The 25747-nt window shown below is 69.4% G+C and carries 28 protein-coding genes; 9 read left to right on the top strand and 19 right to left on the bottom strand.

Features of this window, described 5'->3' with window-relative positions:
- Positions 1-17 precede the first annotated feature (17 nt).
- Complete coding sequence (locus D7D52_RS19630; RefSeq protein ID WP_246023166.1) at positions 18-647, bottom strand: MBL fold metallo-hydrolase; 630 nt, start codon at positions 645-647, stop codon at positions 18-20.
- Between the two features lie 11 nt (positions 648-658).
- On the opposite strand from D7D52_RS19630, the gene D7D52_RS19625 reads away from it, so the two are divergent.
- A complete protein-coding gene (locus D7D52_RS19625; protein ID WP_120738442.1) occupies positions 659-1300 on the top strand; it encodes a TetR/AcrR family transcriptional regulator in 642 nt (213 codons plus the stop codon).
- Positions 1301-1768: 468 nt separating this feature from the next.
- Here D7D52_RS19625 and D7D52_RS19620 read toward each other — a convergent pair whose 3' ends face one another.
- On the bottom strand, positions 1769-2680 hold the full coding sequence (locus D7D52_RS19620) for an SDR family NAD(P)-dependent oxidoreductase (RefSeq protein WP_120744271.1): 912 nt from the start codon (positions 2678-2680) through the stop codon (positions 1769-1771).
- A 545-nt stretch (positions 2681-3225) separates the two neighbouring features.
- Here D7D52_RS19620 and D7D52_RS19615 point away from each other — a divergent pair.
- Both D7D52_RS19615 and D7D52_RS19610 read left to right on the top strand, forming a co-directional pair.
- Positions 3226-3675 (top strand): VOC family protein, encoded by a 450-nt coding sequence (locus tag D7D52_RS19615; RefSeq protein ID WP_120738440.1) that lies wholly within the window; start codon positions 3226-3228, stop codon positions 3673-3675.
- Positions 3676-3812: 137 nt separating this feature from the next.
- Positions 3813-4235 carry an Hsp20/alpha crystallin family protein gene (locus D7D52_RS19610; RefSeq protein ID WP_120744270.1) on the top strand — a complete coding sequence of 141 codons (423 nt, stop codon included), beginning with the start codon at positions 3813-3815 and terminating at the stop codon, positions 4233-4235.
- Positions 4236-4539: 304 nt separating this feature from the next.
- Here D7D52_RS19610 and D7D52_RS19605 read toward each other — a convergent pair whose 3' ends face one another.
- A complete protein-coding gene (locus D7D52_RS19605) occupies positions 4540-5091 on the bottom strand; it encodes a dihydrofolate reductase family protein (protein WP_120738438.1) in 552 nt (183 codons plus the stop codon).
- Between the two features lie 184 nt (positions 5092-5275).
- Between D7D52_RS19605 and D7D52_RS19600 the strand changes: the two genes are divergently transcribed.
- Together D7D52_RS19600 and D7D52_RS19595 are read left to right on the top strand one after the other, a co-directional pair.
- Entirely contained in the window at positions 5276-5596 is a 321-nt protein-coding gene (locus D7D52_RS19600; RefSeq protein WP_222932910.1) for a YbjQ family protein, read from the top strand.
- 21 nt (positions 5597-5617) lie between these two features.
- The gene (locus tag D7D52_RS19595; protein WP_120738434.1) at positions 5618-6055 is read left to right on the top strand and encodes an SRPBCC family protein; all 438 of its coding nucleotides are present in this window, start codon (positions 5618-5620) and stop codon (positions 6053-6055) included.
- Positions 6056-6058: 3 nt separating this feature from the next.
- On the opposite strand, the gene D7D52_RS19590 is transcribed toward D7D52_RS19595, so the two are convergent.
- Complete coding sequence (locus D7D52_RS19590) at positions 6059-6835, bottom strand: YdcF family protein (RefSeq protein ID WP_120738432.1); 777 nt, start codon at positions 6833-6835, stop codon at positions 6059-6061.
- An 85-nt stretch (positions 6836-6920) separates the two neighbouring features.
- Here D7D52_RS19590 and D7D52_RS19585 point away from each other — a divergent pair, with 85 nt between their 5' ends.
- On the top strand, positions 6921-7091 hold the full coding sequence (locus D7D52_RS19585; protein WP_187703013.1) for a hypothetical protein: 171 nt from the start codon (positions 6921-6923) through the stop codon (positions 7089-7091).
- Here D7D52_RS19585 and D7D52_RS19580 read toward each other — a convergent pair.
- The 3 genes from D7D52_RS19580 to D7D52_RS19570 form a co-directional block, all read right to left on the bottom strand.
- Complete coding sequence (locus tag D7D52_RS19580) at positions 7080-7637, bottom strand: adenylate kinase (RefSeq protein ID WP_120738430.1); 558 nt, start codon at positions 7635-7637, stop codon at positions 7080-7082. The genes D7D52_RS19585 and D7D52_RS19580 overlap by 12 nt on opposite strands.
- Positions 7638-7677: 40 nt before the next feature.
- On the bottom strand, positions 7678-8565 hold the full coding sequence (locus D7D52_RS19575) for an alpha/beta fold hydrolase (RefSeq protein WP_162958414.1): 888 nt from the start codon (positions 8563-8565) through the stop codon (positions 7678-7680).
- Between the two features lie 65 nt (positions 8566-8630).
- Positions 8631-9113, bottom strand: a complete 483-nt coding sequence (locus D7D52_RS19570; protein WP_246023165.1) for a nitroreductase/quinone reductase family protein — start codon at positions 9111-9113, stop codon at positions 8631-8633.
- Between the two features lie 436 nt (positions 9114-9549).
- Here D7D52_RS19570 and D7D52_RS19565 point away from each other — a divergent pair, with 436 nt between their 5' ends.
- A complete protein-coding gene (locus tag D7D52_RS19565) occupies positions 9550-10059 on the top strand; it encodes a hypothetical protein (protein WP_162958413.1) in 510 nt (169 codons plus the stop codon).
- Here D7D52_RS19565 and cbiE read toward each other — a convergent pair.
- Both cbiE and D7D52_RS19550 read right to left on the bottom strand, forming a co-directional pair.
- A complete protein-coding gene (cbiE, locus tag D7D52_RS19555; RefSeq protein ID WP_246023164.1) occupies positions 10056-11486 on the bottom strand; it encodes a precorrin-6y C5,15-methyltransferase (decarboxylating) subunit CbiE in 1431 nt (476 codons plus the stop codon). The two genes, D7D52_RS19565 and cbiE, sit on opposite strands and share 4 nt — an antisense overlap.
- Positions 11483-12244 (bottom strand): SDR family NAD(P)-dependent oxidoreductase, encoded by a 762-nt coding sequence (locus D7D52_RS19550; RefSeq protein ID WP_120738425.1) that lies wholly within the window; start codon positions 12242-12244, stop codon positions 11483-11485. Before D7D52_RS19550 ends, cbiE begins: the two co-directional genes overlap by 4 nt.
- A 67-nt stretch (positions 12245-12311) precedes the next feature.
- Here D7D52_RS19550 and D7D52_RS19545 point away from each other — a divergent pair, with 67 nt between their 5' ends.
- Positions 12312-12740: a PPOX class F420-dependent oxidoreductase gene (locus D7D52_RS19545; RefSeq protein WP_120738423.1), complete on the top strand. Its 429-nt coding sequence runs from the start codon at positions 12312-12314 to the stop codon at positions 12738-12740.
- 159 nt (positions 12741-12899) lie between these two features.
- On the opposite strand, the gene D7D52_RS19540 is transcribed toward D7D52_RS19545, so the two are convergent.
- Positions 12900-14030, bottom strand: coding sequence for a M24 family metallopeptidase (locus D7D52_RS19540; protein ID WP_120738421.1), 1131 nt, complete (start codon positions 14028-14030; stop codon positions 12900-12902).
- 114 nt (positions 14031-14144) lie between these two features.
- Here D7D52_RS19540 and D7D52_RS19535 point away from each other — a divergent pair, with 114 nt between their 5' ends.
- Positions 14145-15110, top strand: coding sequence for a 5'-3' exonuclease (locus D7D52_RS19535; protein ID WP_120738419.1), 966 nt, complete (start codon positions 14145-14147; stop codon positions 15108-15110).
- Between the two features lie 34 nt (positions 15111-15144).
- Here D7D52_RS19535 and D7D52_RS19530 read toward each other — a convergent pair whose 3' ends face one another.
- From D7D52_RS19530 to pafA, 9 genes are all read right to left on the bottom strand, one after another.
- Positions 15145-15552 carry a hypothetical protein gene (locus D7D52_RS19530; RefSeq protein WP_162958412.1) on the bottom strand — a complete coding sequence of 136 codons (408 nt, stop codon included), beginning with the start codon at positions 15550-15552 and terminating at the stop codon, positions 15145-15147.
- Between the two features lie 140 nt (positions 15553-15692).
- The gene (locus tag D7D52_RS19525; protein ID WP_120738415.1) at positions 15693-16409 is read right to left on the bottom strand and encodes a DUF4333 domain-containing protein; all 717 of its coding nucleotides are present in this window, start codon (positions 16407-16409) and stop codon (positions 15693-15695) included.
- Between the two features lie 116 nt (positions 16410-16525).
- Entirely contained in the window at positions 16526-19219 is a 2694-nt protein-coding gene (locus tag D7D52_RS19520; protein ID WP_120738413.1) for a DEAD/DEAH box helicase, read from the bottom strand.
- 3 nt (positions 19220-19222) lie between these two features.
- Positions 19223-20197: a twin-arginine translocase subunit TatC gene (gene tatC, locus D7D52_RS19515; protein ID WP_120738411.1), complete on the bottom strand. Its 975-nt coding sequence runs from the start codon at positions 20195-20197 to the stop codon at positions 19223-19225.
- Positions 20198-20292: 95 nt separating this feature from the next.
- The gene (gene tatA, locus D7D52_RS19510; protein ID WP_120738409.1) at positions 20293-20568 is read right to left on the bottom strand and encodes a Sec-independent protein translocase subunit TatA; all 276 of its coding nucleotides are present in this window, start codon (positions 20566-20568) and stop codon (positions 20293-20295) included.
- Between the two features lie 64 nt (positions 20569-20632).
- On the bottom strand, positions 20633-21664 hold the full coding sequence (locus D7D52_RS19505) for a 2-dehydropantoate 2-reductase (RefSeq protein ID WP_120738407.1): 1032 nt from the start codon (positions 21662-21664) through the stop codon (positions 20633-20635).
- The gene (locus D7D52_RS19500) at positions 21661-22644 is read right to left on the bottom strand and encodes a helix-turn-helix transcriptional regulator (RefSeq protein WP_281279230.1); all 984 of its coding nucleotides are present in this window, start codon (positions 22642-22644) and stop codon (positions 21661-21663) included. Before D7D52_RS19500 ends, D7D52_RS19505 begins: the two co-directional genes overlap by 4 nt.
- A gap of 172 nt (positions 22645-22816) precedes the next feature.
- A complete protein-coding gene (locus tag D7D52_RS19495; protein WP_187703012.1) occupies positions 22817-23809 on the bottom strand; it encodes a helix-turn-helix transcriptional regulator in 993 nt (330 codons plus the stop codon).
- A 441-nt stretch (positions 23810-24250) separates the two neighbouring features.
- The gene (gene pafA / locus D7D52_RS19490; RefSeq protein ID WP_187703011.1) at positions 24251-25609 is read right to left on the bottom strand and encodes a Pup--protein ligase; all 1359 of its coding nucleotides are present in this window, start codon (positions 25607-25609) and stop codon (positions 24251-24253) included.
- Between the last annotated feature and the right edge of the window lie 138 nt (positions 25610-25747).

The following is a 25747-nucleotide window of genomic DNA, read 5'->3' as shown; positions in this document are numbered from 1 at the left end:
ATGCAGTTGGCCGACGATCAAGTGGGGGTAACGCATGCCGCAAGATCAGCGGGGTCGTGCGCCGAAACGATCCGGAGGCCGTGGTCGTCGCCGCGGTGTAGTTCCGCGATCCGCTGCCTGTTCTCCAGCAGTTTCTCGCGGTCGTAGGTGGCGAGGGCTTCCATCGCCTTGACCGACCACGGAATGGCGGCCCGGCCGTCGATCGCACCCCAGTGGTAGAAGGCGTCACCGCAGTGCAACAGCCATCGGAGGCCGGAATCGACTGCGACGCAGGCATGCCCGCGGGTATGCCCTGGCGTGGGGATCAGAACCAGCCCGGGTGCGATGGCGGTGAGTTCCTGGGCCGCGGGAAAGCCGCGCCAGGATTCCCCACCCGGGCCGTGTTCGACGAATTGGGCGCCGTGCGCCCATTGCACGCGCCGGTAGCGTGCGCGCTCCCGGCGGCCAGGGTTGACCACCGCGGCCAGCATTTCGGCAGCGGTGGTGTGGATCTTCGCGTGCGGGAAGTCGGCGATGCCGCCGATATGGTCCATATCGAGATGGGTGACGATGATGTGGCGCACGTCCTCGCGCGTGAACCCGAGACGTTCGATCTGCCGGACAGCAGTCTCGGCCGGATCGAAGGCCGGTCTGATGAGGTGCCGCATCCACCGCGGCATTGACCGCTATCGCCGAAGGCGGACTCGAGGCGATGAGCGTGCGGTCGGTCGCACGCCGACTCGGCGTCGACGCCAAAAGCCTCTACCACCACGTCGAGGGCAAGGAAGGACTGCTGGACGCGGTCACCGACCACATCCTCTCCACCATCGACCTGCCCGAGCCGACCGGAGATCTCGAACACGACCTGCGCGCCTTCGCGCACGCGTTCCGACGCCATGCCATCCAACACCCCCACGCGACCAGCCTGGTACCGACCCGCCAGACCAAATCCCCCGCCAGCCTGGTCCCGATCGAAGCCGCCCTGTCCATCCTCATCACCGCGGGCGCCGAACCCGTTCGGGCAGTGCACATTCTGCGCGCATTCATGGCTGCGATGGTCGGCGTCGTCCTGCGCGACGCGGACTCCGCCCTCACCTTCGGCGCCACCGCCGACCACGACATCACCCAGGAAAGGCCGTACTCGAGGAATCCGGCCTCCCGATCCTGGCGAACACCGCATCGACCCTGGCCACGCTCGACAACGACGCCGAGTTCGAATTCACCCTGGACCTGCTGGTCCGCGCCATCCAGGGCGACTTGGCAAACGGCTCACCCTAGGACAAAGTCCATGCGGTTACACAGACGGGGCACCGCGGGGTAGTCGGTGCGCGGGTTACGAATCGGTCATCGGTGGGCCGCGATTCGGGAAAGGCGGTGTGCCGGACCGGTTGGGCGGTATGCGCTGTGATGTCGGCGCAGCACGTGACTCCTCGGTGTCCGAGCCGATACGAGGGTCGCGCCTCGGCGTGCACAAGTCCGAGACGCTGAGGCGAGACCCTTGTCCATTCAGGCGAGATGATGTTCATGAAGATTCAGAACAGACACAACGAAGACGCGATGACCCTGCGCCGGCGAGCCGTCCGCGATTGGCTCCGCAGGTTCTTGGCGGCACCGGACGACGAAAGCCGCTGGCACGCAGATCGCGCCGGGCGTCCCGTACGCTCGCGACGTCCTGCCCGCGCATCTGGGCGCTGATCGGGGGCCTACCCCTGAACCTCATCGGAGATGGATCCGGTTCCGGCGACCGAACTCGCCCAATTACCGAGCGAGACAACGGCCGAGGCGCAGGTCAGTCGTGGGCGGGTGCGGCCGGGGCGTCGTCGGTGACATCCGCGGGCTGCGAGATGGCGGCGCTGTGGCGTGTCGGGTGCTCGGGCAGTCTGAGGTGGAGTTGGTTGAGGCTGTAGCGGGCCAGGTCGGGGAACAGGCGGTTGAACCAGATGCACAGCACGCCGTGGAGGTTTTCCAGGTGGGCGGGGCGGCGGATGATGGCGTCGGCCAGCATGTCCACCGCGGCTTCGGCGGAGAGGGCCTTGTAGCCCTGCCAGCCGAGCCCGGCGCTCATGTCGGTGGCCACCAGCGGCAGGTGGACATCGGTGAAAGTGATTCCGTCGGAAAGGCATTCGTTGGCGGCGATCCGCATGACCGCTTCCAGGGCGGCCTTGGAGCCGACATAGGCCGAGAACCTGGGGACGTCGGTGATCACGCCGAGCGACGAGCTCGACACCACATGACCGGAGCCGCGGCGGCGCATCTCGGGAAGCAACCGCAACAGCAGCCCGACCGGCCCGAAGTAGTTGATGCGCATGGTGCGTTCGAAGTCGTGCAGGCGACCCTCGGATTCGGCCAGCGACCGCCAGATCGACCGGCCCGCGTTGTTGACCAGGATGTCGGGCGCACCGAACTCGATGAGCACCTCGTCCGCGAGCTTGTCGACGCCTTCCGCGGTGGACAGATCCGCGGGGAACGCGAACGCTTCCCCACCGCGAGAACGGATCTCGGCCACCAGCTGATCCAGCTCGCTGGTGCGGCGCGCGGTCACGATCACCGTCGCCCCCGCGTCCGCGACGCGCAGCGCCAGCGCCCGGCCGATGCCGCTGGAGGCCCCGGTGATGAGAACCTTCTTGCCGGACACCCGATCCCGCAGGGTCGGCCCGAACGGCAGCGGCAGATGATGGGGCACGGTCAAGAGATTGATCACGCGCCGAGTCACCTCGTGTTGGACCGCTGCGACTGCCTTGCCTACCGTGATCAACCCACTACACCGCTTCCACACTCGAATCTGCTTGCGCCGCGATGCTATTCGACCGCGGCCCGCATTCGCGCGCCGAAAGGCACGGGCCGGTCCAAGATCACAAATTCGAGTGATGCGAACGCGCGCCCGGTAGCCGCAGCCGGGTAGACCGGTGCCCCGCGCAGCCGTCCGCCTCACTGCGCCAGCAACTTCCCCCGAACACCGCCTGAAATCGGTTGCGGGTCCGATATATTCGGCTATCGAGAGCCTCGCCGCGGTCGAAGCGACCCAACCACCGGCGAGCCTCGTTTCGGAAGCCGCGTGCGGAGGGGTGCCGATCGGTAGGACCTGATGACCTCCTCACATCGCCCACGCCGACGACGGGGCACAGGACGCGACGCGTCGGTGACCCGGTTCTCGGGTACGAGAGTGCGACGATGAGGGCGATCCGCCCGCGCGCGCGTCACGCACGGGCACACAGACTCGGCAACAGCACCGGAGCAAGGAGTGCCATGGCGGTCAACGTGGTCGCGCAGCTCAACTTTCGCGGGCAGGCCCGCGAGGCGTTGACCTTCTACCAGTCGGTGTTCGGTGGCGAGCTGGTGCTCATCACCTACGCGCAGGCGCAGATCGTGCCGGTGGCCGCGGAAGCCGCCGACCATGTCATGTGGGGGCAGCTGGCCGCCGACAACGGGCTGTGGATCATGGGCTACGACGTGCCGACCCACACCGCCTTCGACCGCGGTGACAACTCGTTCTTCCTGGCCTTGCGCGGCGACCTGCCCGAGGAGATCACCGAGTTCTGGGACCGGCTCGCCGTCGGCGCGACCATCGTGGTCCCGTTCGGCCCCGCCCAATGGTCGCCGTTGTACGGCGTGCTGCGCGACAAGTTCGGTCTCACCTGGATTCTCGACATCTTCCGCGAGCCCGCCGACCAGCAGGCGACCCCCGTACTCGAGTAAACGCGCCCCCGGGACACTTTCCGCCGCCCGACACCTTGCACTCTCGGGTGTCGAGTGCTAAAAAATATCTATGTCAGATGACAGAGGTTATCTGGCTTCCCATCTACCGAGATTGGAGTGAGTTGGAGGTGGCGACCATGCTGATGCGCACCGATCCCTTCCGTGACCTGGATCGTTTGACTCAGCAGGTGTTCGGCACGCCGGCCCGGCCGGTCGTGATGCCTATGGACGCCTGGCGCGAGGGCGACGAGTTCTTCGTCGAATTCGATCTGCCCGGCATCGATCCGGAATCGCTCGACCTGGACGTCGAACGCAATGTGATCACCGTGCGGGCCTCGCGTCCGCAGCTGGATCAGAACCGTTCGATGATCGCCGCCGAGCGCACCCGCGGTGAGTTCAGCCGTCAGCTGTTCCTGGGCGAGAACCTCGACACCGAGCAGATCCGCGCCGACTACCTCGACGGGGTCCTGCGGTTGACCATCCCGGTCGCCGAGCAGGCCAAGCCCCGCAAGATCGAGATCGCCCACCGCAACGGCAAGCACCAGGCGCTCACCACCTGATCCGAGCGGCGGCGGCACCGTGCCGCCGAGAAAGCGAGGTGATGCCTGTCAGCGACAATCCACGTCTCGTCACACTCTTCCCCGCGACGGGTGGGCTCGGTCAGCGCGGTGCTTCCGGGCCCACCCGGCCCCTTCCTCACACGAATCGAGCCCCGAACCGGTCTGCGACAGTTCGGGGCTCGCTCGGTGTCAGCGCGCATGTGACGGGTCAGCATGGGTGACAAAGGGCGACAGTACCCACACGGCGGCACGCCGCGCGGACGGTTGTGCGGTGAAACACGCACACTGTGCAGTGGCTGTGGTGTCACCCGGTGACGTAACGCAGCATCTCCACGGTGTCGAAGTGCCGAGTCTCGGCCACGCGCAGCGTGATTCGCTGGTCGAGGGCGGGCAGGAACGGCGTGCCGCCGCCGAGGATCACCGGCGCGAGGAACACCTGATATTCGTCGACGAGCCCGTGCGGGATGAGCGCGGCCGCCAGATTCGCGCCCCCGACCTCCATGACCCCGTCGCCCGCCGCCTTGAGCCGCCGCACCTCTTCGACCGCGTTCTCGCTGACCAGCGTGCTGTTCCACCCCACGTCGGTCAGCGTGCGGGAGAACACGACCTTGGGTTTCTCCGTCCACAGCCGCGCGAACTCGCGCTGAATCGGCGGCGCGTCCGCGGTCACGTACGGCCAGTGCGCGGCCATGAGTTCGTAGAGCCGGCGGCCGTGCAGCGAGAGTTCGAGCGCGCGATACCTGTCGTTGTGGAACTGATGCAGTTCGTCGTCGGGTGAGGTCCAGTCGATCAGTCCGGCGCGATCGTTGATGTAGCCGTCCAGTGACAGCGTGAACCCGTAGACAAGTGTCCTCATGACCTCTCAGACCTCCCGCGTGCTCGAAACTCATCGGATTACGACCAGAGGATGACGTGCCCGGGACCTCAGGGCGATGCCGGAAGCCGGTGCGGCGGGCAAGGATGCAAGAGGGAAGACTACCGAACCGAGAGGACACGTTGTGAGCGTCGAGGACTTCAGCGCGGGGGCGCGCGCGGACGGCATGATCGTCAGCACCATGAACGATCTGCCCGGCTACGAGGTGGTGGAGGTATTGGGCGACGTCTTCGGACTGACGGTGCGCAGCCGGCATCTGGGGTCGCAGATCGGGGCGGGCATCAAGTCCATGTTCGGCGGTGAGCTCAAGGGCATGACGAAGATGTTGTACGACAGCCGCTTCGAGGCCCAGCAGCGCATGATCGAACTGGCCCGCGAGCGCGGCGCGCACGCCATTCTCGCAATGCGCTTCGACGCCAACGATTTCGGCGACAGCGGGCAGGAGATCTGCGCCTACGGCACCGCGGTCACCATCCGCAAACGCTAGCGCCGCCGCTAGAGTGCGGGAATGCCCGAGAAGATCCTCCGCAACACCTTCACCGTGCCCGCTCCCGCACAGGCGGCCTACGACCATCTGGCCCGTCCCGAGAACTACATCGGGCTCTCGCCGCTCGTGGTGGCGGTGGAGGACGTCCGGGCCGACTCGTATGTGGCGGTGGAGCGATTCCGCTTTCTGAAACTCAAGTACGACAACCGGATTCGCGTCTCACTGCTGGGCACGCCGGGCCGGGCGGTGTGGGGTGAGGTCGACAGCCCCGGCGGCGTCCGCATGGCCTATCGCTTCGAGCTGACCGACACACCCGACGGCGCCCGCATCGAGGACGAGTTGCGATTGCGAACCCCGTTCGGGCTGATGGGATTCGCCGCCGGACAGGCCCGCAAGGTGCAGCTGGCCCGAGCCGGAATCCTCGCCGACCGGCTCGGGCAGCCGCAAGAACGCCCCTGACCGCTAGTGCCAGCCCGGGTCGGCGGGCAGGGTGGCAACCGCCAGCAGCGGCAGCGCCGCGGCCGCCACGCAGACCAGGGTGTGCGCCCACTTGTGGTCGAACAGGATGCCGGCGAATTCGCGGAGGATGGCGCTGGGCAGGTAGTAGAAGGCCGTCGGGGCACCGACCACGTCGGCGGTCAGACCCAGTTTGCGCGACAGGATTCCGGTGCGCAGGGCGTGGAAGTTGCTGGTCACCAACACCATTCGCGGAGCGGGAGTAACCTCGGCCAGCAGCTCGCGGGTGTAGAGGAGGTTCTCGCGGGTGGTGGTGGAGCGGTCCTCGCGCAGGATCGCGGCGGCGGGCAGACCCTTGGCGGTGAGATAGTCGGCCATCGCCCCGGCCTCGGGAACCGCCTCGTCGGAACCCTTGCCGCCACTGGTGACCAGCAGCGGGCGCCGCCCGGCCGCCAGTTCGGCGCCGTAGACGGCGAGGGCGCGATCGAGGCGGTTGGCCAGCAGCGGGGGCACGCGGGCGCCGATGAGCCCGGAGCCGTGCACGACGATCGCGGCCATCCCGGGCCGGTACGGCAGCCGCAGGTAGACGAAGGTGTACAGCAGAAACGCCAGCAGCACGAAGCCGAGATAGCCGATGACCAGGGTCAGCGCCGCCAATGCCGCTGCGGCCCACAGGTTCTCGTTGTAGAGGGCGATCACGAACAGCAGGTACGGCGCCAGCAGCGCCACGCCCAGGCCGAAGGACAGCAGGTTCGCCACGCGCAGCCCCTCACGTCGCACCATCTGCACCCCGCTGGTCGGTCGCCTCAACGCGGCCGAGTTCACCTATCGCGACCTGTGTCCCGATGACAAGCGCGGGGTCTACACGGTGATCACCGCAGCCGGGCGCACCCGGTATCAGCAGGCGCGAGACACCTACGACGACACCCTCACCGCCGCCCTGAACGAGATCGCGGCCACCGATCCGGCCATTGCCGCCATCCTCGCAACCGCCCGCGAAACCGCCCGAGCCGCAACCGATTCGACGCTACCGCGATAGCGCGGCGAGAATGGCCTGAAAGATCGTCTCGACCTCGCCGGTGCCGTCGACCGTGACCAGCCGGTCGCGGTAGCGCTCGAGGATCGGCGGAATGTTGGTGCGGTAGAGCGTCAATCGCGAGCGGACCACCTCGGGGTCGTCGTCGGGCCGATGCTCGATCGCGAAGCGCTCGGCGCAGCGGCGCAGGATCACCTCGTCCGGCACGGACAGTTCGATCACGCGATCCAGGTCGCGGCCGGTCGCGGCGAGCAGGGTGTCGAGCGCCTCGGCCTGGGCGAGGGAGCGCGGGTAGCCGTCGAGCAGAAAGCCCGCTGCCGTATCGGTTTCGGCCAGCCGTTCGCCGAGGATGCGCAGCACCAGCTCGTCGGGCACCAGCGCGCCGGAGGCGACCAGCGGTGCGACCGCGCGCCCCAGCGGGGTGCCGGCCGCGACGGCAGCGCGCAGCAGCTCGCCGGTGGAGATGTGGGCGATGCCGAAGTGCCGCACCAGCAGTGTCGCCTGGGTGCCCTTGCCGGAGCCGTTGGGTCCCACGATCGCCGAACGCATTGCGCCGCCTGTCCTTTCGCCGGGTGTCCGAGGGTGCCGGTCAGGCGTCGCCGAGCGCGAGGGACGCGAGGATGTCGGCGGCGCGGTCGACGAACAGCAGATGCCCCGCGTCCGGCACCAGGTGGATGCGGGCGTGCGGCAGCGCCGCGGCCAGGCGGTGCGCGTCGTCGGCGGGGACATTGCCGTCGGCCTCGCCGTGCCAGATCTGTACGGGGGCGGTGACATCGGTGAGCGCGAATCCCCAGTCGCGGGTGAACACCAGCCGGATGTCGGTGGCGAAGCCGCGGCTGCCCTGTTCGAAACTGCGGCGCAGATTCTCCGCGAGCTTGGCGGTCAGCTCGGCGTCGCCGTGCATGCGGTCGCGGTCGACGGGCGCCATCTGCGCGACCAGACCGGCGACGCCCTTCTGCCGACGGACCACCATCGACATCTCCACCGCCATCGGATGCACGAGAAACGGTATGCGCCGCAACATGTTCAGGCCGCGCCGCCGGCGGCGGGCGACGGGATCGAGTTCGGCGGCGTCGGCCTGGGCGTCGAGCGGGGCGGGCGCGGACACCAGCGCGACTCCCGGCACCCGCTGCGGCAGGCCCGCCGCGATGGCGAGCGCGTACGGCCCGCCGCCGCTCACCCCGATGACGGAGAAGCGCGCCAGGCCCAGCCGATCCGCCAGGGCGGCGACGGTGGCGACCCAGTCGGCCACCCGCTGTCCCGCCGGCAGCGACGAACCGGCCATACCGGGCCGGTCCACCGCGATCACGCGCACGCCGGCGGCGCGCGCGGCTTCGTCGAAAGCCTCTCCCTCCACATGTGTTCCGGGGACGCCGTGGCAGTACAGCACCGGCAATCCGTGCTCCGCACCGTATTCGGCATAGCCGACTCGGCAGTGCGGCAGGGCAATCGTTCGCGACGCGGCGGCAGCACTCACGCGGCCCAGCCTAGGCGAAACCCGCGCCCAACAGGTCAAACAACGTCATTCCAGACGTGGTGGGCTCAGCGCGGCTCGAGAATGACGACCGGTATGGTCCGGCTGCCGGCGTGCTCCTGAAAGAACGCGAAGTCCGGGACCGCGGCCACGAAGCGCGGCCACAGCCGGTCCCGCTCGGCCGGATCGGCGAGCCGGGCGCGCACCGGATGCACCCGCGCGCCGAGTTGAATCGTGGTGTCCGGATTGGCCATCAGATTGTGGAACCAGCCCGGGTGCGACGGCTGGCCCGCCTTCGACGCCGCGACCGCCACCGCCGCACCGTCGGGCACGTACATCAGCGGCGAGGTCCGGCGCACACCGCTGCGGGCCCCCACATGCTCGAGCAACAGGATATTGCCCGCCCGCCGTCCGGGCAGCCGGCCGCCGAGGCGGCCCCGCGTCCAGCGATACACCCGCACATGCGCCTTCGTCGTCCGCCGCCCCGCGTAGACGCCCCGCCGGTTCGCGAATTGCGTAGCCGCCGAGACCATTCGGCCCAACACCGCCATACCGACAGTATGCGCCCGCGGGCGCCACCGGCGCGGTAGCAACCCGCTGGCTTTCGTGATCACCGGCACACCGCCGGTGGGGCGCCGCCGGATCGAGGCGTTGATCACTTTTCGAGCGATTCTCCGGCTACGTGGGCGCGGTCCGCTGACCAGCATCGTTGCCAGCGACCACGAAACTCTGGAGTATCGAAGGGGGATCGGCGTGGGCGGACCGAGAAGTGTTGGGGCAATGTGGCCGACGGCGCTCTCATAGCGAAACACTATGGCCGGCCTGGAGTGTCGTGCGTGCCCTCGGGGATGGGGCACCGCCACCGTGAGAAGGTCGCGTCGCACACGCAGCGAATCCACGGCTATCGTCGTGAGCAGGCATCGTGGCCGGTTCGCCGCACACCGGCACCGATCCCGTTTGGATTTCGGCACGGAAGGATCGAAGGCGATGACAGACCTCATGATTGACCCGGCGGCCGCTCGGACCCAGTTCGCCCGCGACGCCACCCCGCCCGCCCCCGGACCGCGCCGCTACTCGGGCGCGGCCGCCGTCTGGCAGGACGCCAAGACCGTGCTGGTGACTCGCGCCGTCGGGCCGCGGCAGCTGTCGACAGCGCCGCGGCTGGTCGTCCCGATCGGCGACAACGGGCTCGCCTTCCGCACCTCCTCCTACTCCGCCGAGGCCGACCAGCTCGCCCAGGACGGGCGGGTGCTGGTGCAGCCCGGCGACTTCCGCGGCAACCCGGTGGTCGGTTCACGCCAGCTGCAAGGACACGCGCGGCTGATCAGCGCCGGGACCTTCGTGCCACGCGTGCAGGCCGAGATCGAGGCCAAATACCGGTGGCGAACCTCGTTCGCGCGCATGGCGCATCGGCTCGCCAACGGGTCGGCGCCCTACGGCAACCTGGTGGTGCTGGTGACCGTGTTCGAGCCCGGACCGCTGGCGCTGCCGATTTAGCCGCGCCCGGGTTTGACCACCGCCCAGTGGGTGACCGGCAGCTGCGGCCGCCACGCGGTGAATCCGCCCAGCGGTTCGGCACGGTAGACCTGGAAGCGCCGCAACACTCCCCCGTGCTCTCCGGCCAGCCGAACCAGCAGCGCCTCGGATTCGGCGGTCACCGCCGCGGCCACCAGCCGGCCTCCCGGGCGCAATCGCTGCCAGCAGGCGTCGACCATGCCGTCCTGGGTGAGCCCGCCACCGAGGAAGATCGCGTCCGGCCCCCGAGTCTCGCGCGCCGAACCGGCCTCGCCCGGCACCTGAGATCCGCGCGCCGAACTGTCCCCGTCCGGCAGCCGAGTCGCGCGCGCCGAACCGGCCTCGTCCGGCAGCCGAGTCGCGCGCGCCGAACCGGCCTCGTCCGGCGCCGGAGATCCGCGTCCCGGATCGGCCTCGTCCGCGGCGGCGAATGCCTCGGGCGCGGCGCCCAGGACCCGCACACCCGGCACGCCCAGGGCCGCCGCGTTCTCGGCGATCTGTTTGCGGCGGCTGTCGCTGCGCTCGAAAGTGACCGCGCGGCAGGCCGGATGGGTGCGGCACCATTCGATGGCGATGGTGCCCGACCCGCCGCCCACATCCCACAGCAGTTCGCCGGGGGCGGGGGCGAGCGCCGACAGAGTCAGGGCCCGCACCTCCGCCTTGGTGAGCTGGCCGTCGCCGCCGTACACCGCATCGGGCAGGCCGGGGATCCGGGTCAGTCGCGGCGCGGTCGGGTCGGCGACGGCGCCGATGGCGACGAGATTGAGCGCGTCGCCGGGCGGGTGCGGCCAGTGCGCGGCGGTCGCGCCGAAGACGCGCTCCCCCGGGCCGCCGAGCTGCTCGAGGACCGTCAGCGTGGACGCGCCGAAACCGTTGGCCGCCAGCAGCTCCGCCACCCGCGCGGGGGTGTGCTCGTCGGAGCTGAGCACGAGAAGCCTACGTCCGTCGGACAATTCGGCCAGCACGGTCTCCACCGGCCGGGCGACGGCACTGACCACCGGCGTGTCCTGCAGCGCCCAGCCCAGCCGCGCGCAGGCCAGCGACGCCGACGACGGCTGCGGCAACACCCGCAGCCGTTGCGGCCCAACCATTTTCGCGAGGGTCGCGCCGATTCCGAAGAACATCGGGTCGCCGCTGGCCAGGACGGTGAGCCGCCGCCCGGCGTAGCGCTCGAGCAATCCCGGCAGCGCGGGCACCAGCGGCGACGGCCACGGCACCCGCTGCGCCGCGCTCTCCGAGTCCGGGATCAACGCCAATTGCCGTGCGGAGCCCAGCATTACCTCGCAGTCCGCCAGCGCGCGGCGGGCCGCGCCGCCCAGGCCGTCCCAGCCGTCCGCGCCGATCCCGACCACGACCAGCGGCCGCTCGGGACCGTCGTCGGTGACCGCCGGGCCCGGGTCGCCGCTCATCGGCGCGCCCGCCGCCACAGGGCGTAGGGCGTGAAGCGCATGGCGGTGAACAGCAGCCGAATCCGGCGCGGCACATCGACCTGGCGGGCGCGCCGGTACAGTCCCGACACCACCGCGTCGGCGACCGAATCCGGGGTGCTGGACATGATGGCCGGTTTCATGCCCGCGGTCATGCGGCCGATCACGAAGCCGGAACGCACCATCAGCAGGTGAACTCCGCTGCCGTGCAACGCCATCTGCAATCCGGAGGCGAAACCGTCCAGGCCCGCCTTGGCCGAGCCGTACACGTAGTTGGCGCGCCGCACCCGCACGCCCGCGATGGAACTGAACACCACGATCTGCCCGTCGCCCTGTTCGCGCAGCAGGTTGGCCAGGCTGGTCAGCACGCTGACCTGGGCCACGAAATCGGTGGTCACGATCTCGACCGCGTGGGCCGGATCCTGTTCGGCCCGAACCTGATCGCCCAGAATCCCGAACGCGACCACCGCCACGCCGATGCGGCCGTGCTCGGCGACGATCTTGTCCAGCAGCGCTTGGTGACCGCTCAGATCGTCGGCGTCGAACTCCACGCAGTGCACCGCCGCCGCCTCGGCGATCAGCAGTTCCTTGACCTGTTGCTGTAAGTGGTCGCTGCGGCGTGACGCCAGGATCACCTCCCGGCCCGGGGAGAGTCGCCGCGCGACCTCCAGCCCGATCTCACTGCGCCCACCCAGCACCAGCACGACGCCCTTGTCGACGTCCCGCGAACCGAAACCCATGGCCCACAGTGTGCCACCCGCGGCCCGCGCCCCGGCGCGCCCGACCGGCGATTGCTAGCGTCGAGGCATGACCAGTACCGCCGCGCGCCCCGAACTGTCCCCCGCCGCCGCCGACTTCGTCACCGAACGGCATCTGGCCACCCTGTCCACATTGCGCGCCGACGGCACCCCGCACGTGGTCGCGGTCGGTTTCACCTGGGACGCCGAGGCCGGTATCGCCCGCATCATCACCAACAACGGCTCGGTCAAGGTCAACAATGTCCGCCGCTCCGGTTACGCCGCGGTCAGCCAGGTCGAAGGCCCCCGCTGGATCACCCTCGAGGGCCCCGCCACCATCCTCGAGGACGCCGACTCCGTCGCAGACGCCGTCGACCGCTACGCCGCCCGCTACCGCCAGCCGCGCGAGAACCCGACCCGCGTCGTCATCGCCATCCAGGTTCGCCGCGTCCTGGCCAGCAGCGTCTTCAAAACCGACGCCCCCGCCGCCGACCACTGACCGCCGAATCCCGTACGCGCGACTGGAAGGTCAACGGCGCGTAGGCAACCGCACCCGCCCCAAGTCGATGCGTCGCGTCGTTCGACGCGCACCGCTGGGCGGGCCAAGGCAGCGGGGTCAGGGCAGCCGGGTCACGGTAGGCGGGTCGCGGCAGCCGGGTCAGGGTAAGCGGGTCAGCCCGTGGGGGCGGGTGTTCATCGACTCGCAGCCGTCGTCGGTGACGACGACGATGTCTTCGATGCGAGCGCCCCAGCTGCCGGGGAAGTAGATGCCCGGCTCGATGCTGAAGGCCATGCCCGCCTGGAGAACCAGGTCGTTACCGGCCACGATGTAGGGGTCCTCGTGCACCGACAGCCCGATGCCGTGCCCGGTGCGGTGCACGAAATAGTCGGCCAGGCCGGCCGCGGCGAGGACGTCGCGGGCGGCGGCGTCGATGGATTCGGCGGTCACGCCGGGTCGCACGGCCGCGACCGCGGCGGCCTGCGCGCGCTCGAGTTCGGCGAACCGCGCGGCGACCTCCTCGTCCGGCTCGCCGAGCACGTAGGTGCGGGTGGAGTCGGAGAAGTAGCCGGGCTCCACCGGCCCGCCGATATCGATGACCACCACATCGCCGTCCTCGATCACCCGGTCCGAGACCAGGTGATGCGGGTCGGCGCCGTGCGGGCCGCTGCCCACGATGACGAAATCGGCTTCGGTGTGGCTTTCTTCGACGAGGGCGGCGGCGATATCCACCCCCACCTCGGCCTCGGTGCGCCCGGCGCGGAGGAACTCGCCCATGCGGGCGTGCACCCGGTCGATCGCCGCGCCCGCGCGCCGCAGAGCCTCGATCTCGCTGGCGTCCTTGACCATTCGCAGCTCCCGCAGCAGCGGGGTGGCCGAAACCGGCAGCGAGCCGAACTGTTCGGCCAGCGGCAGCAGGTGCAGCGCCGGCATCACATCGGTGACCGCCACGCGCGCACCGGCATTGAGCACGCTCTTGACGATGCGGTACGGATCCACCCCGTCCACCCAGTCGACCACCCGCAATCCCAGCTCACCGGCCGCCGACCCCTTGAGCGAGGCCAGCTCCAGCTTCGGGATCACCACCGACGGCGTCTCCCCGCTGGCCGGAATCACCAGACACGTCAACCGCTCGAACGACTGCGCCCGCGAACCGAGGAGAAACCGCAGGTCAGGCCCCGGAGTAATCAGCAAAGCATCCAGATGGGCGTTCCGCGTCAACTCCGCGGCCCGCTCCAACCGCGCCTCATAGACCCCTGTCGCGAACCGTGACTCGTCATGAGAGCTCATGCCCTCCGACGCTACTCCCCGCCCGCGGGGGACCCCAGCCGAGTGGGCCGCCGCGCACCGATCGCGGGTCGCTGTGCGCCGGGTTGTCGGCCGGTCCCGGTAGGGTCGTGCGCTATGAGCAACCCTGCCGCCGGTCCGCTGTTGCTGCTCGATGGGGCCAGTCTGTGGTTCCGGGCGTTCTATGCGATCCCGGAGAAGATCACCGCGCCCGACGGGCAGCCGGTGAACGCCGTGCGCGGGTTCACCGATATGGTTGCGGCGCTGGTCAAACAGCATGCGCCGAGCCGGTTGGTGGTGTGCCTGGATCTGGATTGGCGGCCGCAGTTCCGGGTGGACCTGCTGCCGTCGTACAAGGCGCATCGCGTCGCCGAGAGCGGTGAGGTCGTCGACGGGGTCGAGGCGGAGGAGGTGCCCGACACGCTCACCCCGCAGGTCGACATGATCATGGCGGTGCTGGCGGCGGCCGGCATCGCGACCGCCGGGGCCGAGGGGCTCGAGGCCGATGACGTGATCGGGACACTGGCCACCCGGGAGGCCACCGACGAGGTGATCGTCGTCAGCGGCGACCGCGACCTGCTGCAACTCGTGCGCGATACCCCCGCGCCGCCGGTGCGCGTGTTCTATGTCGGCCGCGGGCTGTCCAAGGCCGAGCTGTGGGGTCCGGCGGAGGTGTCCGCGAAATACGGTGTGCCACAGGAGAACGCGGGCCCGGCCTACGCCGACATGGCCACCCTGCGCGGCGACGCTTCCGACGGCCTGCCTGGTGTGGCGGGCATCGGCGACAAATCCGCGGCCCAGCTCATCTCCAAGTACGGTTCCGTGGAGGCCCTGCGCGCCGCGGCGGCCGACCCGGACTCCGATCTCGCCAAGGGCGTGCGCGCGAAACTCCTTGCGGCCGAGGACTATCTGAAGGCCGCCGCCCCGGTCGTGCGCGTGGTCCAGGACGCCGAGGTCGAATTCTCGCGCGCGGACGTTCTACCGACCACCCCCGCGGATCCGGATCGCTTGGCGCAGTTGGCCATTGCCTATAACGCCGAGAGCCCGATCAAACGCCTCGTCACCGCGATGGCCAAACGCTGAGCCGCGGCGGCTGGGGTGGCTGCGGCAGCAAACCTCAGTGGCGCAATGGCCCGACGGGCCAGGTTTCGGGTTTGCCGTTCAGATCGGTGATGACGGCCTCGGTGAAATAACCGTCCTTCAGCGTGCGCAACGTGATGTGCGTGGCCCCGGTGGCCTCGTGCCCGGCCGCGCAACTGGGCTCGCACACCCGCCGGTATTCGGTGCCCTGCCCCTCGGCGGTAGTGGGCCCCCAACTGCTCCAGGTGATGTCGCGGACGCTCAATCCGCCGTCCCCGCACGCGAGCAGCATGCTCGACGGCTGGATCGTGCTCTGCCCGCTGACGCAATCGTTCACCACCGGGGACGTGCCGTCGGCACCTGCAAATGGCGCGGACGCCAGCCCGGCCCCGGCCACCAGCACCGCCGTCACGCTCCAGCCCAGCGTCCGAACAACAGAATTCATCACACCCCCCGATCATCGGCAATCAGAAGAAATTTGCCCCCACTGTACCCCCGCCGACGTTCAGCCAACACCGGGCAAACGACAGGGCCCGGTCGCGATCACGAATCGCGGCCGGGCCCAACGTGTTTGCCCCGTGCAGATCAGCTCGGGCGGCCGACCTCGTAGGTGCCGTCATCCTTGGTGATCTTGATGGTGACCTTCTTGTTCTCGCCGCCCACCTTGAGCGTGCAGTCGAAGGTCTTGTCCACCTGGACCTTCTGCCCCGACGGGCAGCTCACGTTCTGCACGTCGTCGATGCCGTAGGAATCCTTGAGCACCTTCTGCACGCCGGACTGCACGGCGGTGTTGTCGAGCTGGTCCTTGCTCAACAGCCAGGCCAGACCGCCGCCGACGCCGCCCAGCACCAGCAGGACGACCACCACGATGCCGATGATCAGGCCGGTCTTCTTCTTACCGCCGGCCGGCTGCTGCGGCTGCGGTTGCTGCCACTGCTGCCCCGACTGCTGATTCCAGGCCGGCGCGCCCGGCTGCCCCTGCTGCGGCCACTGCGGCTGACTCTGCCCCCACTGCTGCACCGGCTGCTGCGGCTGGCTCTGACCCCACGGCTGCTGCACCGGCTGCTGCGGCTGCGACTGCCCCCACGGCTGCTGGCCGGGTTGCTGCGGCTGCGACTGCGCCCACGGCTGCTGCCCCTGCTGCGCGGGATCGCCCCACTGCGTGGTCGGCTGGGCGGGCTGGCCGCCCCACTGCTGAGCCGGTCCGCCGCCGGGCGCGGGCTGCTGGCCGCCCCACTGCTGCGTCGGATCGTTGCCTCCCCCTGGGCCAGGGGCGTCATTCGGTCCGTACGGGCCGCTCATTCGCTTGCCTCCACTCGCAATCCGTTGTCCTCACGCTAGCCCCCCGCGCGGAAACACGCTCGCACGTGTTCCCACTGCGGTCGGTACACCCTTGAATCAAAGCACAGTCACATCTACTACGCCGCGTCCACGGCCACGACACCCCGGCGGATGGCCCGCACCGCCTTGCTCGCGGTGGCCGCGACTTCGACGTCGTCGGCGGTGTTGTGAATCTGGTCGAGCAGATCGACGACCTGACGGCACCAGCGCACGAAATCACCTGCGGAGAGCGGGTTTCCGCGATCGCCGCTGGCGAGCAGGGCGTCGGCGAGGTCGTCGCCGCGCGCCCAGGTGTAGACGCCGGTGACGAATCCGAGGTCGGGTTCGCGGGTGGGCGAGAGCCGATGGCGGGACTCGTCGGCGCGCAGCTGCGACCACACCCCGATGGTGGCGTCCACGGCCCGCCGGATCGGCGCGGTCGGCCCCGAAGCGCCCAGGTAGCCGCCCTCCTGCCGGGACTCGTACACCAGGATCGACACCACCGCGGCCAGCTCGGCCGGACCCAGCCCGCGCCACAGGCCCTGCCGAAGCGCTTCGGCCACAACCAGATCCGCTTCGGCGTAGATGCGGGCCAGGCGACGCCCGTCCTGGGTCACCTCGCCCTCGGCGACATAGCCGCGCTCCTCGAGCAGCCCGAGGATGCGGTCGAAGGTGCGCGCCAGCGAGTTGGTGGTGGCGGCCACCTGCTGGCGCAGGTGCTCGGTTTCGCGCTCGACCCGGTTGTAGCGTTCGCCGATGCGCGCCAACTGCTCTCGATCCGGGCGCGCGTGCGCCGGATGGTTGCGCAGGGCGCGCCGCAGGGTCTGCAGCTCGCGGTCGTCGGCGGCCTTGGACTTGCCGCCCTGGCGGCCGCGCCGGGGCATGACGATCCCGGTGCTGCGCAGCGCCGAGGCGAGATCGCGGCGCACCCGCGCGGTGCGATGGTCGACATGCTTGGGCAGCCGCAGCCGGCCCAGCGATTCGGCCGGAGTCGGGAAGTCGGCGGCCGAGATCCGGCCCGCCCACTTGTCCTCGGTGAGCACCAGCGGCCGCGGATCACCCGGTGTCTGATCGGGTTCCAGGATCACCGCCAGCCCTTGGCGGCGTCCGGACGGGATCGCCACCACATCTCCGCGCCGCAGGCCGCTCAAGGCCACGACCGCGGCCTGGCGGCGGTCGGTGCGGCCCTGGCGTTCGATGTGGCGTTCGCGTTCGCGGATGCGTTCGCGCAGCTGGATGTATTCGAAGAAGCTCTCGTCGCCGAGTTGGGAACGCAGCTTGCGCAATTGGGCTTCGTTGCGTTCGATGCCGCGCACCAACCCCACGACCGACCGGTCGGCCTGGAACTGGGCGAAGGACCGCTCCAGCAGCGCCCGCGACTCCACCGCGCCCATGCGATCGACGAGGTTGATCGACATGTTGTAGCCCGGCCGGAACGACGAGCGCAGCGGATAGGTGCGGGTGGAGGCCAGACCCGCCACCGCACTGGTGTCGACCTCCGGCTGCCACAGCACCACCGCATGACCCTCGACGTCGATGCCCCGCCGCCCCGCGCGCCCGGTGAGCTGCGTGTACTCCCCCGGCGTCAGCTCGGCGTGGCTCTCGCCGTTGAACTTCACCAGCCGTTCCAGCACCACCGTGCGCGCGGGCATGTTGATGCCCAGAGCCAGTGTCTCCGTGGCGAATACGGCCCGCACCAGCCCGCGCACGAACAGTTCCTCGACGGTGTGCCGGAAGGCGGGCAGCATGCCGGCGTGGTGCGCGGCGAACCCGCGGTGCAGCGCCTCGCGCCACTCCCAGTAGCCCAGCACCTCGAGGTCGCTGCGCGGCAGATCCCCGGTGTGCTTCTCGATGATCTCGTCGACCACCGCGCGATCGTCCTCGCGCGAGAGATCCAGCCGCGAGCGCACACACTGCGCCAGCGCCCCGTCACAGCCCGCGCGGCTGAAGATGAACGTGATCGCCGGCAGCAGCCCCTCGTCGTCGAGGCGCGCGATCACCTCCGGTCGCGGCATGGGCCGAAACGAGCGCCGCGGTCCGCCGCGCCCGCGGCCCGGCACCGCCCAGTTGTCCATCCGGTCGGTGGCTTCGCGGTGTTTGATGTAGCGCTGCAGATCCTCGTCCACGACGATCCTGGCGTCACTGGATTTGGAGTCGAACAGGTCGAACATGCGGCGGCCGACCATGACGTGCTGCCACAGCGGCACCGGCCGGGTCTCGTCGACCACGACCGCGGTGTCGCCGCGCACGGTCTCCATCCACGCGCCGAACTCCTCGGCATTGGAGACCGTCGCCGACAGGCTCACCAGCCGCACCTCCGGCGGCAGATGCAGGATGACCTCTTCCCACACCGCGCCGCGGAAGCGGTCGGCCAGATAGTGCACCTCGTCCATGACGACATACGAAAGTCCGCGCAGCGCATCCGAACTCGCGTAGAGCATATTGCGCAGCACCTCGGTGGTCATCACCACCACCGAGGCGTCCGGGTTGATGGACTGGTCGCCGGTCAGCAAGCCGACCTCGTCGCGACCGTAGCGTTCGGTGAGATCGGCGAACTTCTGATTCGACAGCGCCTTGATCGGCGTCGTGTAGAAGCATTTGCCGCCCGAGGCCAGCGCCAGATGGACGGCGAATTCCCCGACCACGGTCTTGCCGGCGCCGGTGGGCGCGCACACGAGCACACTGTGCCCGCCCTCGAGCGCCGCACACGACTGCCGCTGGAACGGATCGAGCTCGAATTTCAGTTCGGCGGCGAATGCCGCCAGTTCGCCAGTAAGCGACGTTGATGTCACTCGTCAGAGCGTATCGGAGTAGTCCGACGCGGCTCGAGTGGTTTTCTCCGCGGGTGTCGCGCTGACCGGTTCGGCCGGGGCGACCGGGGTTGCCGAATCGACGCCGCCGGGTGCGGTGTCGAGCGGGGAGGCCTGGTCGTCGGCGAGGCTGTCCCAGTTCTCGGCGTTGCGGGCGCGGCGTTTGTCGTTGAATCGGGCGATCTGCACCGCGATCTCGAACAGCAGGGTCAGCGCCAGGGCCAGCGACAGCATCGAGATCGGGTCCTGCGGGGTCACGATGGCCGCGAACACGAACAGGCCGAAGATCAAACCGCGCCGCCACTTGGTCAGCCGCGCGTAGGTCAGCACGCCCAGGAAGTTCAAACCCACGATGAGCAAAGGGGTTTCGAAGCTGACGCCGAAGATGACCAGCAGCTTGATGATGAAGCTGAAGTACTGCGCACCCGACAACGCGGTGATCTGCACGTTGTTGCCGATGGTCATCAGGAAGCTGAGGGCATGGGCGACAACCCAGTACGCCAGCACCGCGCCGGTGACGAACAGCGCCGCGCCCGCCGCCACGAACGAGATCGCGTACTTGCGTTCCTTGGCGTAGAGGCCCGGGGTGATGAACGCCCACAGCTGATACAGCCAGAACGGGCTGGCCACCACCACGCCGGCGGTGGTGCCGACCTTCAGCCGCAGCGTGAACTGCTCGAAGGGTGCGGTCGCCAGCAGCCGGCAGGCGCCGTCGGTACTGAGATTGGCCCGCGAGGAGGCGGGCAGATCGCAGTAGGGTCCGCGCAGGATCTCGCCGAGACTGTCGATCCCGAAGAAGGAATGCGAGTACCAGAAGAACCCGAACAGGGTGCCGGCCGCGATCCAGGCGAGCGCGACGAGCAATCGCGTGCGGAGCTCCGACAGGTGATCCACCAGCGACATGGTGCCGTCGGGGTTCGTGCGGCGCTTGCTGCGCCGGGGATCGAACGGGATGCGCATGTGAGTGTGACTGCCTCCGCCTAGCGGCCAGATACCGGACCCGGACAACGATCGACCCGGGATGAGAGATCACTCATCCCGGGCGAGACGTGGCCTCAGGCCTTGTGCTGGTCGTTCGGCTGCGCGGTGGGCGCGGGCTGGACCGGCTGAGCCGGGGGCAGCTGCGCGGGCGGCTGGACCGGCTGGGCCTGCGCCTCGGGAGCGGCCTCGCCCGTCTTGCCCTCGTTCTGCATCTGGCTGACCTCGGTCTTGAAGATGCGCATCGAGCGACCCAGACTGCGGGCGGCGTCGGGCATGCGCTTCGAGCCGAAGAACAGCAAGAAGATCAGCACAACGATCAGCAAGTGCCACGGGCTGATGGCGCCTGTCATTCCATTACCTCCAAAGACTTGGTGAGTCCGATGCTACCGGACCCGCATATCCCGAACCTGGTTGTCAACCCTTGTTCGCCGCGCCGTCACGCGCCGCGCTCGCGAGCTGTTTCAGCAATTCCGGGCCCGACCAGGTGCGCCGGTCGCCGTTCTCCGCGGCTGTCACGAGTTCGATCAGCTTCTGGTTCACGGGCGTGGGTATTCCTACCATGGCGCCGAGGCTGACGATTTCACCACACAGCCAAGGGATTTCGGTTTTGCGTCCGGCGGCGAGGTCGTCGGCCATGGACGAGCGCGCCACCGGGTCCACGGCCAGCACCTTCGCGGCAACCCGGCGGAAGACGCCGTCGGGCACGGTCAGCAGCCGCGCCATCGCCTCCGGGGGCAGCGGGGTGAGCCGGGCGGGGCGGATGCGGGCGGCGGCCATGGCGGCGAGGGCCTCGCGCTGGGCCAGCGCCAGGCAGCGGCGGTAGTCGCGGGTGGCGAGTTCCTCGCGCAGCGGGCGGCCCGAGAGCGCGTTGATCGGATTGTTCAGATTCAGCAGCAGTTTCGCCCATTGGATGGGCAGCAGATTCGGGTGGCGCTCGAACCCGAGGCCGGACTTGCCGAAGATCGGCGCGAAGCGGTTGAGCACCGGATCGTCGGCGATATCGACGGTGCCGGCGGTGCCGCGATGGAAGCGGCCCTGCCCGTGATGGACGACGTTGAACATGACCATGCCCGCCAGCACCACGCAGGCGGGCAGGATCTCGCGGATGACCGCGTCGTTGCCGATGCCGTTCTGCAGGCTGATCACCACCGTGCCCGGTTTCACCAGACCGGCCAGTTGCTCGGCCGCCGCGGCGGTGGCCGCCGATTTCACCGTGACCAGCACCAGATCGGTGTCACCGGTCGGTTCGGTGGCGGTGTCGAAGTCGGCGGGATCGAGGTGTGCGGTGTTGCCGTCGAGATCGGTGAGGTGCAGCCCGAAGGTGCGCAGCTCGTCGAGCACGCGAGGCCGGCCCACGAACGTGACCCGTGCCCCCGCCGCGGCCAACCGACCCCCGACATAGCATCCGATGCTGCCCGCCCCCAGCACCGTCACGCGAAAACTCAAGCGGGACCGACCTCCTCGAGCCCGGCGGAGAACGCCTCGGCCGCCGCCGCGTACGCCGCCAGCGCCGATCCGGACCGCTCCCGCACCGCGGTGACCAGTTCGGGCGGGCCGAGCACGGTGACGCCCGAGCCGAAGCCCAGCAGCAGCCGCGCCATCCAGTCGAGGGTGGCGAAACGCATGGTGGCCTCCACCCCGCCGTCGGCGTGCGTGGTGACCGGGTGCATCGGGTACTGCTCGAGCACCCAGGCGTAGTCGGGTCGAATCAGCAAGCGCGCCAGCGGAACCGCGGGATCGTCGACGAACAGGTCCAGGCCCTCGGTCTCGTCGGCCGCGGCCTCGGCGGGCGGGCGAGCCGGTTCGTCGAGTTCGGTGGCCTCCTCGATGCGGTCGAGGCGGAACAGTCGCACGCCCTCGGCCTGCCGGCACCAGGCCTGCAGATAGCTGTTGTTGTCCACCAGCACGATCCGGATCGGGTCGACCACCCGCTCGGAGACCACGTCGCGGCTGGCCGAGTAGTAGACCAGGCACAGCGCGTGCGCGTGTTCGAGGGCGGAGCGGACGGTGGCCACGGCGGGCGCCTCCACCGGCACCGGTAGCGGCGGGCCCGCGAATTCCCGCCCGGAGATGGCGGATTCGATCTTCACCAGGGCCGCGTGGGCCGCGCTCGGATCCACCATGCCGGGCAGATCCGCGATCGAGCGCAGCGCCACCAGCAGCGCGGTCGCCTCGAGCGAGGTGAGCCGCAGCGGGCGGTCGATGCCGGCGGAGAAGGTGACCTCGATGCTCTCCTCGGAGAACGACAGGTCGATCAGGTCGCCGGGCCCGTACCCGGGCAGACCGCACATCCACAGCTGGTTGAGGTCGGTCATCAGCTGTTTGGTGGAGACGCCGAGTTCGGCGGCCGCCTCCGCGGCACTGATGCCGGGATTGGCCTGGAAGTACGGGACCATGTTGAGCAGCCTGGCCAGCCGGGTCGACAGGCGAGTCGTCGCGGCCGTGTTCGCGCGCCGATCCTTGGCGCCGTCGGAGGCCCGCGGGCCCGCCGGCACCCCCTTGCGAGCCGTGTTCGCCTCGCTCACGCCTCCACCTCGCTCCGCTCGGCTCCGGCGTGCGCGACGCGCGCTGTGCCCTTGGTTCGCTCGCTGCGCTCGCTCACGCGGTCACCTCCGTCCGTTCCAGCACCGACTTCAGGCGCGCGATCACATTGTCGCGCAACTCTTCCGGCGCGAGCACCAGCGCGTCCGCGCCGAGTCCGGTGATGAGGCGGGCCAGCCAGTCGCGGGAGCGGATGGGCACCTCCACGATCGAGCCGCGGCGGCCGCCCACGGTGCGCTCCTCCATGATCGGGCCGAGCCGGCGGATCTCCTGGCCGCGGCCTTCGGCCACCCACACGGTGGCCGATCCGGTGATCGGGGACTGCGCGGTGACCTCGGCGACGACGGCGCGCAGGTCCAGGTCCTCGGGTTTGTGCACGGCATTGGCCGGGCCGTATTCGGTGACGTCCTCGGCGATGCGGGAGATCCGGAACACCCGCTGCGCGTCGCGCACATTGTCGTGCCCGACCAGATACCAGCGGCCGTGATGGGTGACCACACCCCACGGCTGCACATCGCGTTCGATCGGATCCCCGTGGGACTGACGGTGTTTGAACTTCACCGACCGTCCGGCGTCGATGGCGGCGAGCAGCTTGCCGAGCACCGGTTCGGAGCCGCGGGTGCGGGCCGGGACCGCGGGCACCGCCGACACCCCGGCGTCGGGCTCCACGTGAATTCCGGCCGCGCGCAGCTTCAGCACACCGCTCTCCGCGGCCGCCGCCAGCTCCGGCGACTCCCACAACTGCGCCGCCACCGCGACGGCGGCGGCTTCCTCGCTGGTCAGGTCGATATCCGGGAGCTCATAGGCATCCCGGTTGATCCGGTAGCCCTCGACGCTCGAATACCGGCTCACCGGACCGATTTCCAGCGGTATGCCCAGATCGCGCAGCTCGTTCTTGTCCCGCTCGAACATCCGGCTGAACGCCTCGTCACTCGCGGACTCCTCATACCCGGCCACGCTGTCCCGAATCCGCTCAGCGGTCAGGAACTGCCGGGTGGAAAGCAGCGCGATAACCAGATTCATCAACCGCTCGACCTTGGATATCGCCACCCCGTAGAGAGTAATGGGACCGCCGCCGCTCCGGTGCACGGGCGGTCGCGTTTTCCCCCACCCGTCCCCTATGCGAGCTTCGCCCACAAACCGGACAAATCCCCCAGAACGTAGCCCGGGCCGCGAACCTGCAGGTTCGCGGCCCGAATACCAGGTCCCGAGTCCAGGGGACCAGCCTCGAACTCCAGAGCCCGCAGCCGGACTCCCGGGGCCTCTGAGGCAGGGCCCGAAGGCGGGGCCTCGGAAGAGAGCCCGAGCTCTCGGGTCCCGGGGCAGAGCCCCGAACTCCCGGTCCGAGGGCGGAGCTCCGAACTCCCGGGTCCGAGGGCGGAGCCCCGAGTTCTCGGGGTCCGGGGCGGAGCCCCGAAATCTCGAGGGGGTTCGGGGGCGGAGCCCGGCCGCGGGGAGGCGGAGGCCCGAGTCCCGAGCGTTGGTTTTCCCCTACATCGAGGCGATGAGGCGATCCACGCGCTCGTCGACCGACCGGAACGGGTCCTTGCACAGCACCGTTCGCTGCGCCTGGTCGTTGAGCTTGAGGTGGACCCAGTCGACGGTGAAGTCGCGGCCCGCCTCCTGCGCGGCGGTGATGAAATCGCCCCGCAGTTTGGCGCGGGTGGTCTGCGGCGGCGTCGTCACTGCCGCGTCGACCGCTTCGTCTTCGGTGACCCGCTTGGCCAGCCCCTTGCGGGCGAGCAGGTCGAAGACGCCGCGTCCGCGCTTGATGTCGTGGTAGGCCAGATCCAGCTGGGCGATCTTGGGATCGGACAGCTCCATGTTGTAGCGGTCCTGATACCGCTGGAACAGCTTGCGTTTGATGATCCAGTCGATCTCGGTGTCCACCTTGGCGAAATCCTGCGCCTCGACGGCATCCAGGGTGCGCCCCCACAGATCCACCACGGCGTCGACCTGCGGGTCACGGTCGCGGTTGCGCAAATGCTCGACGGCGCGCGCGTAGTACTCGCGCTGAATGTCGAGCGCACTGGCCTGCCGCCCGCCCGCCAGCCGCACCGGCCGCCGCCCGGTGAGATCGTGCGACACCTCGCGAATGGCGCGAATCGGGTTGTCCAGGGCGAAATCTCGGAACGCGACGCCGGCCTCGATCATCTCCAGCACCAGCGAGGCCGTGCCCACCTTGAGCATGGTGGTGGTCTCGGCCATGTTGGAGTCGCCGACGATCACGTGCAGGCGCCGGTACTTCTCGGCGTCGGCGTGCGGTTCGTCGCGGGTGTTGATGATCGGCCGCGAGCGGGTGGTCGCCGAGGAGACGCCCTCCCAGATGTGCTCGGCCCGCTGCGATAGGCAGAAGGTGGCGGCCTTCGGCGTCTGCAGCACCTTGCCCGCGCCGCAGATCAGCTGGCGGGTGACCAGGAACGGCAGCAGCACGTCGGAGATGCGGGAGAACTCGCCGGCGCGCACCACGAGGAAGTTCTCGTGGCAGCCGTAGGAATTGCCGGCGGAGTCCGTGTTGTTCTTGAACAGGTAGATGTCGCCGCCGATGCCCTCCTCCGCCAGTCGCTGCTCGGCGTCGATGAGCAGGTCCTCGAGGACGCGCTCACCGGCCCGATCGTGAGTGACCAGCTGCACCAGGCTGTCGCACTCGGCCGTCGCGTACTCCGGATGGGAACCGACATCGAGGTAGAGCCGGGCACCGTTGCGGAGGAACACGTTAGAACTACGGCCCCAAGAAACCACCCGGCGGAACAAGTACCGGGCCACCTCGTCAGGACTCAACCGTCGGTGACCGTGAAAGGTGCACGTCACCCCGAATTCGGTCTCGATCCCCATGATTCGTCGCTGCACCTTATCGACATTACAGCCATATCCAGCTCGAAAAGGGCGCTGTCGCAGACCCGATGCAAACGTCTTGGCAACGATTTCGCACGGGATGCAACAAAGCATGAGCTGTCAACCGCCGCAACGAAACTGGCGAGGGCGGGG

The sequence above is a fragment of the Nocardia yunnanensis genome, from assembly GCF_003626895.1.
GTDB lineage: Bacteria > Actinomycetota > Actinomycetes > Mycobacteriales > Mycobacteriaceae > Nocardia > Nocardia yunnanensis.
The sequence above is the reverse complement of the archived record's forward strand: the minus strand, read 5'-3'. Positions and strand labels throughout refer to the sequence as shown.